Origin of the sequence: Streptomyces sp. NPDC059248 (genome assembly GCF_042753905.1) — a bacterium.
Classification (GTDB): Bacteria; Actinomycetota; Actinomycetes; order Streptomycetales; family Streptomycetaceae; genus Streptomyces.
Genome location: NZ_JBHYZV010000035.1, coordinates 18,693 through 33,796, shown reverse-complemented (window position 1 = coordinate 33,796; position 15,104 = coordinate 18,693). Strand labels below are relative to the sequence as shown.

13 protein-coding genes are annotated in these 15,104 nt (G+C 71.3%); 9 read left to right on the top strand and 4 right to left on the bottom strand.

Features of this window, described 5'->3' with window-relative positions; genetic code table 11:
• Positions 1 to 348: 348 nt before the first annotated feature.
• The gene (gene mgrA, locus ACFXG1_RS17220; protein ID WP_384717676.1) at positions 349 to 1,392 is read right to left on the bottom strand and encodes an L-glyceraldehyde 3-phosphate reductase; all 1,044 of its coding nucleotides are present in this window, start codon (positions 1,390 to 1,392) and stop codon (positions 349 to 351) included.
• 242 nt (positions 1,393 to 1,634) lie between these two features.
• On the opposite strand from mgrA, the gene ACFXG1_RS17215 reads away from it, so the two are divergent.
• From ACFXG1_RS17215 to ACFXG1_RS17195, 5 genes are all read left to right on the top strand, one after another.
• Entirely contained in the window at positions 1,635 to 2,396 is a 762-nt protein-coding gene (locus ACFXG1_RS17215) for an isoprenyl transferase (protein ID WP_384717679.1), read from the top strand.
• 377 nt (positions 2,397 to 2,773) lie between these two features.
• On the top strand, positions 2,774 to 4,099 hold the full coding sequence (locus ACFXG1_RS17210) for a PhoH family protein (protein ID WP_384717682.1): 1,326 nt from the start codon (positions 2,774 to 2,776) through the stop codon (positions 4,097 to 4,099).
• Positions 4,100 to 4,505: 406 nt separating this feature from the next.
• Positions 4,506 to 5,198, top strand: a complete 693-nt coding sequence (locus ACFXG1_RS17205) for a transglycosylase SLT domain-containing protein (protein WP_384717685.1) — start codon at positions 4,506 to 4,508, stop codon at positions 5,196 to 5,198.
• 169 nt (positions 5,199 to 5,367) lie between these two features.
• A complete protein-coding gene (locus ACFXG1_RS17200; protein WP_384743298.1) occupies positions 5,368 to 6,978 on the top strand; it encodes an AI-2E family transporter in 1,611 nt (536 codons plus the stop codon).
• Positions 6,975 to 7,766 (top strand): hypothetical protein, encoded by a 792-nt coding sequence (locus ACFXG1_RS17195; protein WP_384711356.1) that lies wholly within the window; start codon positions 6,975 to 6,977, stop codon positions 7,764 to 7,766. Before ACFXG1_RS17200 ends, ACFXG1_RS17195 begins: the two co-directional genes overlap by 4 nt.
• A gap of 78 nt (positions 7,767 to 7,844) precedes the next feature.
• Here the strand turns inward: ACFXG1_RS17195 and ACFXG1_RS17190 are convergent, their stop codons facing one another.
• Both ACFXG1_RS17190 and ACFXG1_RS17185 read right to left on the bottom strand, forming a co-directional pair.
• Positions 7,845 to 8,381: an alkyl hydroperoxide reductase gene (locus ACFXG1_RS17190; RefSeq protein ID WP_384711353.1), complete on the bottom strand. Its 537-nt coding sequence runs from the start codon at positions 8,379 to 8,381 to the stop codon at positions 7,845 to 7,847.
• 3 nt (positions 8,382 to 8,384) lie between these two features.
• Positions 8,385 to 8,939 (bottom strand): peroxiredoxin, encoded by a 555-nt coding sequence (locus ACFXG1_RS17185; RefSeq protein WP_384711350.1) that lies wholly within the window; start codon positions 8,937 to 8,939, stop codon positions 8,385 to 8,387.
• Between the two features lie 276 nt (positions 8,940 to 9,215).
• Between ACFXG1_RS17185 and ACFXG1_RS17180 the strand changes: the two genes are divergently transcribed.
• The 3 genes from ACFXG1_RS17180 to ACFXG1_RS17170 are packed head-to-tail and all read left to right on the top strand — an operon-like array spanning position 9,216 to position 12,828.
• On the top strand, positions 9,216 to 9,740 hold the full coding sequence (locus ACFXG1_RS17180) for a PadR family transcriptional regulator (protein WP_384711347.1): 525 nt from the start codon (positions 9,216 to 9,218) through the stop codon (positions 9,738 to 9,740).
• Positions 9,737 to 10,435, top strand: coding sequence for an ABC transporter ATP-binding protein (locus ACFXG1_RS17175; protein ID WP_384711344.1), 699 nt, complete (start codon positions 9,737 to 9,739; stop codon positions 10,433 to 10,435). Before ACFXG1_RS17180 ends, ACFXG1_RS17175 begins: the two co-directional genes overlap by 4 nt.
• The gene (locus ACFXG1_RS17170; RefSeq protein WP_384711341.1) at positions 10,432 to 12,828 is read left to right on the top strand and encodes an FtsX-like permease family protein; all 2,397 of its coding nucleotides are present in this window, start codon (positions 10,432 to 10,434) and stop codon (positions 12,826 to 12,828) included. Before ACFXG1_RS17175 ends, ACFXG1_RS17170 begins: the two co-directional genes overlap by 4 nt.
• Positions 12,829 to 12,919: 91 nt before the next feature.
• Here ACFXG1_RS17170 and ACFXG1_RS17165 read toward each other — a convergent pair whose 3' ends face one another.
• A complete protein-coding gene (locus tag ACFXG1_RS17165; RefSeq protein WP_384711359.1) occupies positions 12,920 to 13,894 on the bottom strand; it encodes a LysR substrate-binding domain-containing protein in 975 nt (324 codons plus the stop codon).
• Positions 13,895 to 13,962: 68 nt separating this feature from the next.
• Between ACFXG1_RS17165 and ACFXG1_RS17160 the strand changes: the two genes are divergently transcribed.
• Positions 13,963 to 15,063, top strand: a complete 1,101-nt coding sequence (locus ACFXG1_RS17160) for an RNA polymerase subunit sigma-70 (RefSeq protein WP_384743292.1) — start codon at positions 13,963 to 13,965, stop codon at positions 15,061 to 15,063.
• Positions 15,064 to 15,104 lie beyond the last annotated feature (41 nt).

Sequence of the window (15,104 nt, the reverse complement as noted above, 5' to 3'; positions counted from 1 at the left end):
CGCAGCTGCCCCCTTCGGGGGACGCGCTCCACGGCCGCCCGGCGGGCCCCGCGCCGCCGCGAACCGGCGGGACCCCCGCCCGAAAACCCCGAAACCCCCGGCGATACCGGGTTCACGCCCGCGTACGCTCCGCCGTTCGACTCAACCTGACGGCGAAACCCACCCCCGGTGCCCCGTCGGTGGCGCCCGGCGGCGGGGATGACGCGTTATGGTGGAAACCCCCCCTCGGGCCGGTCCGTATCCCCCCCCACGGACCGGCCCGGTTCTTTTTCCGGGCGGGTCGGCCCCGCCGCGGTACGACCCCGGGCCCGGCACCGCGCCCGGGGTCGTACCGCCCGGTGGGACCCGTCAGCCCAGGCCGCGCCCGGCCCAGATGTTCGTCCCCTCGGTGTCCACCGCGAAGGTGTCGATCTCCGCCAGCTCCGCCGCCGTCAGCGGCGCCCCGGTCAGCGCGGCCACGTTCTCCTCCAGCTGGGCCACGCTGGACGCGCCGATCAGCGCCGACGTCGTCCGCGGATCCCGCAGCACCCAGTTCAGCGCCAGCTGCGCCAGGGACTGGCCCCGGCGGGCCGCGATGTCGTTCAGGCCGTTCAGCCGGTGGAGCACCTCGTCCGAGAGCAGTGCCGGATTGAGCGACTTCCCCTGGGTGGCCCGCGAGCCCTCCGGGATGCCCTTCAGATACTTGCCGGTGAGCAGCCCCTGGGCGAGCGGGACGAAGGCGATACAGCCCATGCCCGCCGTCTCCAGCGTGTCCAGCAGCCCGTCGTCCTCGATCCAGCGGTTGATCATCGAGTACGACGGCTGGTGGATCAGGGCCGGGACACCCATCTCCCGCAGCAGCCGCGCGGCCTCGGCCGTCTGCTCCGCGTTGTACGAGGACACCCCCGCGTACAGCGCCTTGCCCTGGCGTACCGCCGTCGCCAGCGCGCCCATCGTCTCCTCCAGCGGAGTCTCCGGGTCGAAGCGGTGCGAGTAGAAGATGTCGACGTAGTCGAGGCCCATCCGCTTCAGGGACGCGTCGAGCGACGACAGGACGTACTTACGGGAACCCCACTCCCCGTACGGACCCGGGTGCATCAAATATCCGGCTTTGGTGGAAATAATGATTTCGTCACGATAGGCGGTGAAATCCTGGGCGAAGATCTTGCCGAAGTTCAGCTCCGCCGAGCCGGGCGGCGGTCCGTAGTTGTTCGCCAGATCGAAGTGGGTGACACCCAGATCGAAGGCGCGCCGCAGGATCGCCCGCTGCGAGGCGAGGGTGCGGTCGTCCCCGAAGTTGTGCCAGAGGCCCAGCGATACGGCGGGCAGTTTCAGTCCGGAGCGGCCCGTACGGCGGTACTCCATGGAGTCGTAGCGGTCGTCGGCGGCGAGATACGCGGAGGAATCAGTCACGTATCCCTCCTTATCACGGACTTGTGACAGACCGGGTTGGGCCGTGGTGGCCCCTGCGCAGTACTGTGGCCGCTTCAAGGGATTCGCCGCACGGCCCGGACGGTGTACACCACACGGGTGCCGGGGCCGGTGCGCGATCGCCCGTAAGGACCCGGGACAGTCCCCTGGTCCCCCCTATCCCCGGGTCCGGCGCGCCCAGGACCGGAGCGGGTGACCCCCATCGGACCGAGAGGTGGACTTCTGTGAACTTGCGGGACCTGGTGTACAGGCTCTACGCACGCCGGGTGGAAGGCCGACTCGACCACGAGCAGGTGCCCAAGCACATCGGAGTCATCCTCGACGGCAACCGCCGCTGGGCCCGCGCCTCCGGCGGCACCGCCGAGCAGGGCCATCAGGCCGGAGCCAGCAAGATCCAGGAACTGCTCGGCTGGTGCGCCGAGACCGATGTCGAGGTCGTCACCCTCTGGATGCTCTCCACCGACAACCTCGACCGGCCCGACAACGAGCTGGTCCCCCTGCTCGGCATCATCGAGCAGTCGGTCCGCGAGATGGCCGCCGACGGCCGCTGGCGGGTCCACCACGTCGGCACCCTCGACCTGCTGCCCGCCCGCACCCAGACCGTGCTCAAGGAAGCCGAGCAGGCCACCCACGGCCATACCGGGATACTCGTCAACGTCGCCGTCGGCTACGGCGGCCGGCAGGAGATCGCCGACGCGGTCCGGTCCCTGCTCCACGAGCACGCCGAGAAGGGCACCAGCTACGAGGAGCTGGCCGAGATCGTCGACATCGACCTGATCTCCGAGCACCTCTACACCCGCGGCCAGCCCGACCCCGACCTGGTCATCCGTACCAGCGGCGAACAGCGGCTCTCCGGCTTCATGCTCTGGCAGAGCGCCCACTCCGAGTACTACTTCTGCGAAGTCTTCTGGCCGGCGTTCCGGAAGGTCGACTTCCTGCGCGCGCTGCGCGACTACGCGGCCCGCCACCGCCGCTACGGCGGCTGACCGACCCGGCGGCCGCGGGCCCGGCCCGGTTCCGCTTCCCCGCTTCATCCGCTGTTCGCCCACCCGTCGCCGCCCGTCCCGGCATGGCGGCCCCTGATCGAGGGCATATTCCCAGCAGGTCACGGCGTCCGGCCCACGGACGCCGGATCTCAGTGGGCGGCCCCGGCCGCCCGCCCGGGAGGCCCTTTGCACACGAAGGAACGCACCCTCGGTGCGGACCGGGCGGAGGGCCGGAGCTCGGCCCGTGCACTGCGGCCCGCAGCCCGGCTCTCCCCGCCTGACGGCGGGGCCGGTCCCCCGCCGTCCGTGGCGGGCGGGCCCTCGCCCGCGACGGCACCGGTCCGTCGACCTCTTCCGAGGGGGTACGTCCTTCCGTGGTGAACAGCAGCACTAAGCGCCGCATGCCCGACCGGCGCACGTACGTTCTCGACACCAGCGTCCTGCTGGCCGACCCCAACGCGCCGACCCGCTTCGACGAGCACGAGGTGGTGCTCCCGATCGTGGTCATCACCGAACTGGAGGCCAAGCGGCACCATCCCGAGCTGGGGTACTTCGCCCGTCAGGCACTGCGCCTGCTGGACGAGTTCCGCATCCGGTACGGCCGGCTGGACGCCCCGCTTCCGCTCGGCGAACTCGGCGGCACCCTCAGGGTCGAGCTGAACCACTCCGATCCAGGGGTCCTGCCCGCCGGATTCCGGCTCGGCGACAACGACTCCAGGATCCTGGCGGTGGCGCGGAACCTCCAGGCCGAGGGGTACGACGTCACCGTCGTCTCCAAGGACCTGCCGCTGCGGATCAAGGCGTCCTCGGTCGGCCTGCTCGCCGAGGAGTACCGTGCGGAGCTGGCCATCACGGACTCCGGCTGGACCGGAATGGCCGAACTGACCCTCCCCGCCGACCAGGTCGACCTGTTGTACGGCGGCGAGGAGAGCGTCTACGTCCCGGCGGCGGCGGAACTCCCCGTCCACACCGGACTGGTGCTCCAGTCCGACCGCGGCAAGGCGCTCGGCCGGGTCACCGCCGACGGCAACGTCCGGCTGGTCCGCGGCGACCGGGAGGCCTTCGGCATCCACGGCCGCAGCGCCGAGCAGCGGATCGCCCTCGATCTCCTGCTCGACCAGGAGGTCGGCATCGTGTCGCTCGGCGGCCGGGCCGGGACCGGCAAGTCGGCGCTGGCGCTCTGCGCCGGCCTGGAGGCCGTACTGGAACGGCGGCAGCACCAGAAGGTGATGGTCTTCCGTCCGCTGTACGCGGTCGGCGGCCAGGAGCTGGGCTATCTGCCGGGCACCGAGGCCGAGAAGATGAACCCCTGGGCGCAGGCCGTCTTCGACACCCTGTCGTCGGTCGCGGGCCGCGAGGTCATCGAGGAGGTGCTGGAACGGGGGATGCTGGAGGTCCTCCCGCTCACCCATATCCGGGGCCGGTCCCTGCACGACGCGTTCGTCATCGTCGACGAGGCCCAGTCCCTGGAACGGAACGTCCTGCTGACGGTGTTGTCCCGGATCGGCGCCGACTCCCGGGTGGTGCTCACCCACGACGTCGCCCAGCGGGACAATCTCCGGGTCGGCCGGTACGACGGAGTGGTCGCCGTGGTCGAGAAGCTGAAGGGCCATCCGCTCTTCGCCCATGTCACGCTCACCCGCTCCGAGCGCTCCAGAATCGCCGCACTCGTGACCGAAATGCTGGAGGACGGCCACCTCTAGAATATTTGCGGTGACTCGGACGCTTTTACGGCGCCGTTCCGCGCGGGGCGCAAGAGCCTAGCGGGACGGCGCCGTTCCGTATCGCTCTTCGGCCGAAAAACTCAGGGCTTAACCCGTGTGAGCTTTCACACGCAACCGGGAATTGCCTTGCGGTACCGGGTTCCGGCAGAGTCTTGCTTCCGTCAGGCCCCGCACACGACACTCGCGTACCACCCGTGGTGCCCAACACCGCGGCCACAACTCCACACCTGCCGTCGTGTGCCGCCCGGAAGCTTCACCGGCCACTCCCAGGCGGGAGTCGGCCGCGGGCCAGCGCCTCCCGTGACCCGAATTCAGCGGAGGCCAGCGACAGGGGCACGATTCGCCCGCAGGGTCACCTGTGCGGGTGACGCTGGAAGGAAACCGTGTGAGCCGGATCTCGGTCCGGGGATTCGCGGTGGCATCGGCCACCGCGGTCACCACCGTCGGAGCCGTCGTCGGCGTTGCCTCGGGCAACCCCCAGCCCTCGGACACCCTGGAGACGGCCGCGTCCGACGCGACCACCCTCCTCGCGGACGTCCCGGCGGGCGAACAGGTCCAGGTGCAGGCCCTGACGCTGGCCGAGCAGGCGAGTGCCCAGTCCGCCGCCGCGGAGGCCACCGCCAAGAAGTCGGCCGAGGAGTCCGCCCGCGTCGCCGCGGCCGAGGCCGCCAAGGACAAGAAGGCCGCCGCCGAGGCCAAGGCGAAGAAGGAGCGCGAGGCCGCGAAGGAGCGGGCCGAGCGCAAGGCGTCCCGCGACGCCTCCGCCTTCACGCCGAAGTCCTCGTACTCCATCTCCGAAGTCAAGGAGATGGCCCGGCAGATGGTCCCCGCCGGCCAGTTCCAGTGCTTCAGCAACATTATCGAGCGCGAGTCCAACTGGAACTATCTCGCGCAGAACCCCTCGTCGGGCGCGTACGGCCTGGTGCAGGCCCTGCCCGGGTCGAAGATGTCGTCGGCGGGTGCCGACTGGCGGACCAACCCGGCGACCCAGATCAAGTGGGGTCTTAAGTACATGGACAACCGTTACGACGGGCCCTGCGGCGCTTGGGCGTTCTGGCAGAACAACAAGTGGTACTAGTACCACCGCCGTACGGGACGGCGGCCCGGTCGTCCCGGGCCTGATCCCACCGCGGTCGCTCAACTCCGAGGAACCCCTCACCGTCTCCAGGTGAGGGGTTCCTCGTCTGTTGTAGCGTCAGCGGTCCCGGAGCACCGGGGAGTTTTGGGGGAGAGCATTGGGGGATGTCATGTCACGACTGCCGGGGTGGCTGGCCGGAGCCGCGGCCGGGCTGAGCCGGGCGTCGGAGCTGCTTCAGGAGCGCCGGGACGCGGCCGGGAACGAGGGCACCGAGAACACCGAGAACCCCGATAGGAACGGGGGCGACGGGAGCGACCGGGGCCGTACGGAGGCCGGGGAGCGACCGCCCGCGACGGCGAAGGGCGGCGGGGCGCCCGATACGGCGGTCGTCACGGTGGCCGTCCCCGCGCCGCCCGACTACGCGCCCGCCGTCCCGCCCCGCCCCGATCCCACATCGGCCATCCCCTGGGGCATCCGGGTCGCCGCCGAGGCCGGCTGGCGACTGCTGGTACTCGCCGGGGTGTTCTGGGTGCTGATGAAGGTGATCAGCGCCGTCCAGCTGGTGATGATGTCCTTCGTCGCCGCCCTGCTGATCACGGCGCTCCTCCATCCGACCGTCGCCCGGCTGAAGCGCTGGGGCATGCCGCGCGGTCTCGCCACCGCCCTGACCGCGATTCTCGGCTTCGTGGTGATGGGCCTGGTCGGCTGGTTCGTGGTGTGGCAGGTGATGGAGAACCTGGACACCCTGTCCGAGCGGGTCAGGGACGGCATCGACGAGCTGAAGCGCTGGCTGCTGGACAGCCCGTTCCATGTCACCGAGTCCCAGATCAACGACATCGCCAACAATCTCGACGACGCCATCGGCAACAACACCCAGGAGATCACCTCCGCCGGACTCCAGGGCGTGACGGTGATCGTGGAGTTCCTCACCGGCATCCTGCTGGCGATGTTCTCCACGCTCTTCCTGCTCTACGACGGCGACCGGATCTGGCGCTGGACCCTCAAGCTGGTGCCCGCCCAGGCCCGGGAGGGGGTCGCCGGGGCCGGGCCGCGGGCCTGGCGCACCCTGACCGCCTATGTCCGGGGCACGGTGCTCGTGGCCCTGATCGACGCCATCTTCATCGGGCTCGGGATCTACTTCCTCGACGTTCCGATGGCCGTACCGCTCGCCGTCTTCATCTTCCTGTTCGCCTTCATCCCGATGGTCGGCGCGGTGATGTCCGGGGCGCTGGCGGTGGTCGTGGCACTGGTGACCCAGGGCCCCTTCACCGCCCTGATGGTGCTGGTGGTGGTGCTCGCCGTGCAGCAGATCGAGGGCCATGTGCTCCAGCCGTTCATCCTGGGCCGGGCGGTACGGGTCCATCCGCTGGCCGTCGTCCTGGCGGTCGCGGTCGGCGGCATCACGGCCGGTATCGGCGGTGCGGTGGTGGCGGTGCCGCTGGTCGCCGTGGGCAATACCGTCGTCGGCTATCTGCGGGCGTACGGCAAGGAAATGGCGGCGCGCGGCCCGGTACCGGCCGGAGGAACACTGCCCGGGTCCGCCGCGGGGCCGGGTGCGGAGTCCGGTACGGAGCCGGGTGCGGAGCCCGGTGGTGGTGGCGGTGCCGTTCCCGCCGTCGTACCGCGGCGGCGTCCGGCGGACCCGGCCGACGTGGCCGTCCCGGCGGGCGACCGGCCGGAAGGAGCCCCGGCGCCCGCCGGGGCCGGGGAGACCGCCGGCGTACCGGGAACGGACGGTCCCGCGGGGGAGTCGGCCACGGCCGGAGGGGAGTCGAAGTGATAACCGAGCCCGAACTGGTGGGCGGTGACGAGCCGGAGGGCCCCCGGGCCTGGCGCGCCGGACCAGGGGAGCGGATACCGGACGAGGACCGGGACCGCGCGGAGTGGTCGGCGTCGGACGACGGCGACGGCGACGGCGACGGCGACGGCGACAAGGGTGGCCGGAGAAGACCGCCGCCGAAGGCGTGGGTCTGGGCGCTCGGGGGCGCGCTGCTGTCGTCCGTGCTGTGGGCGGGCGGGTTGTACGCGTACTCCGCCGCGACCGACGGGGATCCGGACACCGGTCCCTATCGGGCGGTGAAGGACCTGTGCGAGATCGCGACGATGGAGCAGATCACCAAGGCTTTCGGCGCCTTCGACATGAAGGACGACCAGGAGTTCCCGCATCCGGCGATGCACCAGGCGTCCTGCAGTCTGTCGTCGGGCAACGGCGAAGAGGAGTCGGACACGTCGCATCTGGCAGTGAATGTGATGATCGACTACCGGCTCCACAAGAAGACGGACCCCGGGCCCGAGTTCGACGCGCTCGTCACGGCCGAGGCCGGGATGATGTCCCGGGAGCCGGAGCGGCTGAAGGATCTGGGGGAGCGGGCGTATCTGGTCACGGACGGCGAGGCGTACAGCGTGCTGCACATCCTCGACGGCCAGGCGGTCATCCGGGTCCAGGCCGATTCGTTCATGAACTCCGTCGAAGCCGTCGAGACTCCGCCGGAGGCGGTGGAACACCGCAACGAGCTGATCGCCGATGTACGGACCGTCCTGGAGAAGCTGCGCGGCGGCCGGGACTGAGCGACGCGCACGGCGAAGGGGCCCGTACGACGGTATGCCGTACGGGCCCCTTCGTTCAGCCGGTCGTCCGGCGCGGGCTCAGCCCGCCAGGACGGCCTCGGCCTCGAGCGTCGTGCCCACGGCCTGGACGACGGAGGCGATCTTGAACGCCTCCTGGACCGTGGCACGGTCCACGCCCGCCTTGCGGAGCACCTGCTCGTGCGAGTCGAGGCACTGGCCGCAGCCGTTGACGGCGGAGACGGCGAGCGACCACAGCTCGAAGTCGACCTTCTCCACGCCCGGGTTGCCGATGACGTTCATCCGCAGACCGGCGCGGAGCGTGCCGTACTCCGGGTCGGACAGCAGGTGCCGGGTGCGGTAGAAGACGTTGTTCATCGCCATGATCGCGGCGGCGGCCTTGGCGGCGTCGTACGCCTCGGGCGAGAGGTTCGCCTTCGCCTCCGGCTCCAGCTCGCGCAGGACGATCGGGCTGCGCGAGGCGATCGCGGTGGCCAGGACCGTCCCCCACAGCTGCTGCTGGGAGAGGTTGTCGTTGTTGCCGATGACCGAGCCCAGGTTGAGCTTCAGGTCCTTGGCGTAGTCCGGTATGGCGGACTTCAGCGCGTCGAGGGACATCCGTCACTCACCGGCCAGCAGCGCGACCGGGTCGAGGGTGCCCTCGCCCTTGGTCCAGTTGCACGGGCACAGCTCGTCCGTCTGGAGGGCGTCGAGGACCCGGAGGACCTCCTTCGGGTTACGGCCCACGGAACCGGCGGTCACCATCGTGAACTGGATCTCGTTGTTCGGGTCGACGATGAAGACGGCGCGCTGCGCGAAGCCGTCGGCGCCCTCGATGCCGAGGTCGCGCATCAGCTCGTGCTTGGAGTCGGCCAGCATCGGGAAGGGCAGGTCACGCAGGTCGGCGTGGTCCTTGCGCCAGGCGTGGTGGACGAACTCCGAGTCACCGGAGAAGCCGAGGACCTGGGTGTCGCGGTCGGCGAACTCGTCGTTCAGCTTGCCGAAGGCGGCGATCTCGGTGGGGCAGACGAAGGTGAAGTCCTTCGGCCAGGCGAAGACGACCTTCCACTTGCCCTCGTAGGACTTGTGGTTGATGACCTCGAACTCCTTGCCGCTCTCCAGGGAGACGCAAGCCGTCAGTTCGAAGGTGGGGAACTGGTCGCCGACAGTGAGCACGTTGTTACTCCATGGTGCTGAGGGGTTGGACAAAACCACCCTGTCACACCCGTGATCGGCGGTGAAATTGATCAATCGGGTCAATGTGATCCGTGGACCCGATCAATCGGAGGTCCGGCTTCCGCTCCGGCTCCCGGCCCGGCTTCCGCTCCACCGCGCCCCGCTCGGCTTCCGGTCGACCCTCCCCGGGGGTGCCGCGTCAGTGAATCGTAGGCGAACTCCAGAGCCCCCGATGATCTATACATGCTGTGTATACACGGCGTGTATAGTCGGGGCATGTCCATCGGTCACACCCTCCTCGGGCTCCTGGAATCCGGCCCTCGCCACGGCTACGACCTCAAACGTGCCTTTGACGAGAAGTTCGGCCACGACAAGCCCCTCCACTACGGCCAGGTCTACTCGACCATGTCGCGACTCCTGAAGAACGGCCTCGTCGAGGTGGAGGGCGTCGAAGCCGGCGGCGGACCCGACCGCAAGCGGTACGCCATCACCGATGCCGGGATCACCGATGTCGACGCGTGGCTCGCCCGGCCCGAGCCGCCGGAGCCGTATCTCCAGTCCGTCCTCTTCACCAAGGTCGTCCTGGCCCTGCTCACCGGGCGCGGCGCCGCCGAACTCCTCGACGTCCAGCGCGCCGAGCATCTGCGGATGATGCGCGCCCTGACCGAGCGCAAGCGCGGCGGCGACCTCGCCGACCAGCTGATCTGCGATCACGCCCTGTTCCATCTGGAAGCCGATCTGCGCTGGCTCGAACTGACCTCCGCACGGCTCGACAAGCTCGCCCGGGAGGTCGGCGCATGAACACGGTGATCGACGAAGGCACGGGCGCGCTGCTCGTCGCCGACGATCTGCGCAAGGCCTACGGACCCACCCCGGCGCTCGACGGCGCCCACTTCGCCATCCGAGCCGGGGAGGTCGTCGCCGTCATGGGCCCCTCGGGATCCGGCAAGTCGACCCTGCTCCACTGTCTCGCGGGCATCGTGCGGCCGGACTCCGGCTCCATCCGCTACCAGGGCCGCGAACTGGCCGGGCTCTCCGACCGGGAGCGCAGCCTGCTGCGCCGTACCGAATTCGGCTTCGTCTTCCAGTTCGGCCAGCTCGTCCCCGAACTGACCTGCGTCGAGAACGTCGCCCTGCCGCTGCGGCTGGCCGGCACCGGCCGGAAGGCCGCCGAGGCCGAGGCCCGGGAGTGGATGGCGCGCCTCGAAGTCGACGACATCGGCTCCCAGCGCCCCGGCGAGGTCTCCGGCGGCCAGGGCCAGCGGATCGCGGTCGCCCGGTCCCTGGTCACCAGGCCCCGGGTGCTCTTCGCCGACGAACCGACCGGCGCGCTGGACTCCCTCAACGGGGAGCGGGTGATGGAGCTGTTCACCGAGGCGGCCAGGGCCACCGGCGCCGCCGTCGTCCTGGTCACCCACGAGGCCCGGGTCGCCGCCTACTCCGACCGCGAGGTCGTCGTCCGCGACGGACGCTCCCGCTTGGAGTACGTGGCATGAACCCGCGCACCTGGACCCGCGATCTCGCCCTCGGTATCCGCTTCGGCGCGTCCGGCGGGCGCGAGGGCTGGATCCGTACCCTGCTCACCGCCTTCGGGGTGGGCGTCGGCGTCACCATGCTGCTGCTCGCCTCCTCCGTACCGAACATGGTCGAGGGCCGGGACCTGCGGAGCGACTCCCGCAACCCGATCGAGATCAAGGGCCTCGGCTCGCAGGAGCGCCCGGCCACCGGGACCTCCGTGGTCTGGCGGGCCCTGCACAGCGACTACCGCGGCGATCCGGTCTCCGGCGCGCTGATGCGAGCCGAGGGCGCCGACCCCGTCCGTCCGCCCGGGGTGCCGGTCTTCCCGAAGCCCGGCGAGATGGTCGTCTCACCCGCACTCGCCGACCTCTTCGAGACCCGCGAGGGCGCGCTGCTCCGCGAGCGGTTCGACCAGAAGATCATCGGGACCATCGGCGACGCGGGGCTGCTCGACCCGCACGAGCTGTACGTCTATCTGGGCAATGACACCCTCACCGTCCAGAACGGCGGCACCCGGATCACCGGCTACGACGAACGGGCGGGCTTCTCCGAGCCCTGGAACCCGATCCTGATCGTGCTGATCGTCCTCATCTGTGTGGCGCTGCTCGTCCCGGTCGCGGTCTTCGTGGCCGCCGCCGTACGGTTCGGCGGCGACCGGCGGGACCGGCGGCTCGCCGCCCTGCGGCTGATCGGCGCCGACACCCGGTCGGTCCGCCGGATCGCGGCGGGCGAGGCGCTCTTCGGGGCGCTGCTCGGACTGGTCGTCGGAGTCGGCCTGTTCGCGGCGGTCCGGCCGCTCGCCGACCGGGTCCAGCTGTACCAACTCAGCGCTTTCCCGGCCGATGTCCTGCCGTCGCCGTTCCTCGGCACGCTGGTCCTGGTGGCCGTACCGGTCGCCGCCGTCGCCGTCACCCTGGTCGCGCTGCGGGCCGTGGCGATCGAGCCGCTCGGAGTGGTCAGGAACGCCAAGGCCCGGCCCCGCAGGCTCTGGTGGCGGCTGCTGCTCCCGGTCGCCGGTATCGGGCTGATCCTGGCGGGCGGGCGGCTGGAGGAAGGCAGTGGGTCCGATGCCGCGATCGTTCCCGTCGCGGCGGGCGCGGTCCTCGTACTCGGCGGGCTGACGACCCTGCTGCCGTGGCTGATCGAGCTCCTCATCGGCCGGGTGAGCGGCGGCCCGGTGCCCTGGCAGCTCGCGATCCGCAGGCTTCAGCTGAGCAGCGGTGCCGCGGCCCGAGCGGTCAGCGGGATCATGGCGGCGGTCGCCGGAGGCGTCGCCCTCCAGATGCTCTTCGCCGGGATCGAAGGCGACTTCCGGAAGGAGACGGGAGAGGACCCGGCGCGGGCCAGGATCGCCGTGACGGCCAAGGCCGACGACGGAGCGGCCCGGGAGATGGTGAAGGAGCTGACCAGGACCGAGGGCGTACGGAAGGTCACCGGCGTGGTCCAGGGATTCCTCTACCGGGAGACCGGACCAGGACACGAGCCGACCCCGGACGATCCGGGGGCGGTCCAGGTGACCGTCGCCGACTGTCCGTCCCTGCGCGAACTCGCGACCATCCGGACCTGCGCCGACGGCGACACCTTCGTCGTCCACGGGCCGGACCCGGCGCAGAACACGGCGATCGACCGGACCGCCGTCAAGGGGAAGACGCTGCTGATGGCGGAGCGGCCGACCGCCGAGACCGAACCCGCCGCCGACGGCGACCGGGACCGGAGCGGTGCGAAGATCCCGACCTGGGTGCTGCCCGCCGGCGCGCCCACCGTCACCGCCGTCCCCGACGCCCAGGGGCAGCGGCACCCGGGAGTGTTCGCCACCCCCGGCGCGATCGACGCCGGCGAGCTGCCGTCGCTGAACGCGCTGGCCCTGGTCGCCGTGGACGAAGGGTCGTCCGACGCGATCGAGCACGTCCGCAACACCGCCGCCCGGGTCGATCCGATCGCCCAGGTGTCGGAGCTGCGGGCGGTCGCGACGAGCAAGCGCTTCGCCAATGTCGAACGGGGCATGCTGATCGGCTCGATCGGCACCCTGGGTCTGATCGCCGCGTCGATGCTGGTCTCCCAGCTCGAACAGCTGCGGGAGCGGCGGCGGCTGCTGTCGGCGCTGGTCGCCTTCGGCACCCGGCGGTCGACGGTCGCCTGGTCGGTGCTCTGGCAGACCGCCGTACCGGTCGTCCTCGGCACGGCCGTCGCGGTCGTGGGCGGGCTCGGCCTCGGGGTCGTCCTGCTGCGGATGGTCGGCGGCCGGGTCGCGGACTGGTGGGGATTCCTGCCGGTGGCCGGGGCCGGTGGCGCGGTGATCCTGGTGGTGACGGCGTGCAGCATGCCGTCGCTGTACCGGCTGATGCGCCCGGACGGCCTCCGTACGGAGTAGGAATCGGGGCCCGTACGGCACGTGCCGTACGGGCCCCGATCCCGATCCGGGCTCTCGTACGCCTCCGGAAAGGGGGCGGGCCCGTGATCGGTCAGTCGGCCGGGTTCTGCGGGCGCGCGGGGTCCGCGTCGTGGAGCCGTACGGGCAGTGCGGCCATCGCGCCCCGCAGGGACCGGGCGAACTCCTCGAACTCGCCGTGCCTGGCCGCCCCCGACCGCATGGCCAGGGCGATCCGGCGGGCCGGCGCGGGGGCGGCGAACGAACCGGTCCGCAGCCCGCCCCTGCCGGTCTCCACATCGACCGCCGTCCGGGGCAGCAGGGTCACCCCGAGGCCGCCCGCGACCAGCTGGACCAGCGTGGCCAGGCCCGCCGCCGTGGTCGTCACCGGGGTCCGCTCGTCCCGGCCCGCCTCCCGGCACACGTCCAGCGCCTGGTCCCGCAGGCAGTGCCCCTCGTCGAGCAGCAGCAGCGGCAGCTCGCGCAGCTCCTCCCGGGGGATGTCACAACGGCCCCCCAGCGGATGCCCCTCGGGCGTGACCAGGACGAAGTCCTCGTCGAACAGCGGGATCTCGGTCACCCCCGGCACCCCCAGCGGCACCGCGAGCAGCAGCAGATCGAGCCGTCCGCCCGCCAGACCGTCCAGCAGCGACGAGGTCTGCTCCTCGTGGACCTGGAGATCGAGTCGCGGGTAGGTGCCGTGGACCAGCCGCAGCACGTTCGGCAGCAGATAGGGCGCGACCGTCGGAATCACCCCGAGCCGCAGGACGCCGGTGAACGGGGCCCGTACCGCCGCCGCCTCCTCCATCAGCTCCCCGACCGCGTCGAGCACCGCCTTCGCGCGGGCCGCGAGACGCTCACCGGCGGGGGAGAGCAGCACCTTGCGGGTCGTCCGCTCCACGAGCTGCACCCCCAGGGTCTCCTCCAGCGCCGATACGGCTCCGGAGAGCGCGGGCTGGCTCATGCCGATGGCCGCCGCCGCGTCCCGGAAGTGGAGATGCTCGGCCACCGCCGCGAAGGCCCGCAGTTGCGCCAGGCTGGGCTGCTTGCCCCGGCTCGCCGTGACCATTGATACCTTCTTCCTATCGTTCATCCCGATGTTAATCGGTCAGGCGACGTGTGAAGGCGGAGGGGAGCATGAGCACCAGCGGTGGTGGGGGCGGTACGCGGAGCGGTCGGGCGGCGGCGGTCGCCGCCGGGCCCGGGGAGCCGTCCGCCGAGACGATACGTACCGGCGGCGAAGAAGTCTTCTCGGTGCTCGCCGAGCGCTACCGGCACGAGCTGCGGGTGCACGTCTACCGCATGCTCGGCTCCTTCACCGACGCCGAGGACCTGGTGCAGGAGACCCTGCTCAAGGCATGGCGGCGGCGGGAGGGCTTCGAGGGCCGGTCCACCTTCCGCGCCTGGCTCTACCGCATCGCCACCAACACGGCCCTCGACTTCCTCGACGGGCCCGCCCGGCACCGGGAGGTCGCGCTCGCCGTCGACAGCGCCGGATCGGCGGCGTCCGCCGCCCTCGCGGAGGTGACCTGGCTCCAGCCCTACCCCGACGAGCTGCTCGACCTCGCCGCGCCCGGCCACGGCGAACCGCATACGGCGGCCGTCGCCCGGGAGACCGTGGAACTGGCCTTCCTCGCGGCGATCCAGCATCTGCCGCCCCGGCAGCGGGCCGTACTGATCCTCCGCGACATCGCCGGCTGGCCCGCGCGGGAGACCGCCGACACCCTCGGCATGAGCATCGCCTCGGTCAAGAGCGCCCTCCAGCGGGCCCGTACGACCCTCCGCGACCACCTGCCGGAACGGCGCGCGGACTGGGGCGCCGCCACCGAACCCAGCGCCGCCGAACGGGCCGTGCTCCAGCGGTACATGGCCGCGTCCCGCGACGCCGACCTGTCCGCGCTCGCACTGCTGCTCCGCGAGGACGTCCGCCAGGCGATGCCCCCGCACCACCTGATCTTCGACGGGCGCGCGGCCGTTCTCGACCTGTGGCGCCCGGTCCTGGAGGGCGACGGCGCCTGGGGCGAGTGGCGCTCGGTGGCGTACGCCGTCAACCGGCAGCCCGCGGCCGTCAACTACGTCCGCCGCCCCGGCGAGGACGTCTTCACCGCGGTCAACGCGGACGTCCTGCGGATCGAGGACGGTCTGATCGCCGAGATCACCACCTTCGACCCCGGACTGCTGCCGGGAGTCCCGCCCACCCTGGCGCTGGTACCCGGGGCGACGCCCCCCCCCCCATAAAGTCCCCCGCGCCCCCCCAGACACCCGCCCGGCCGCCCGCC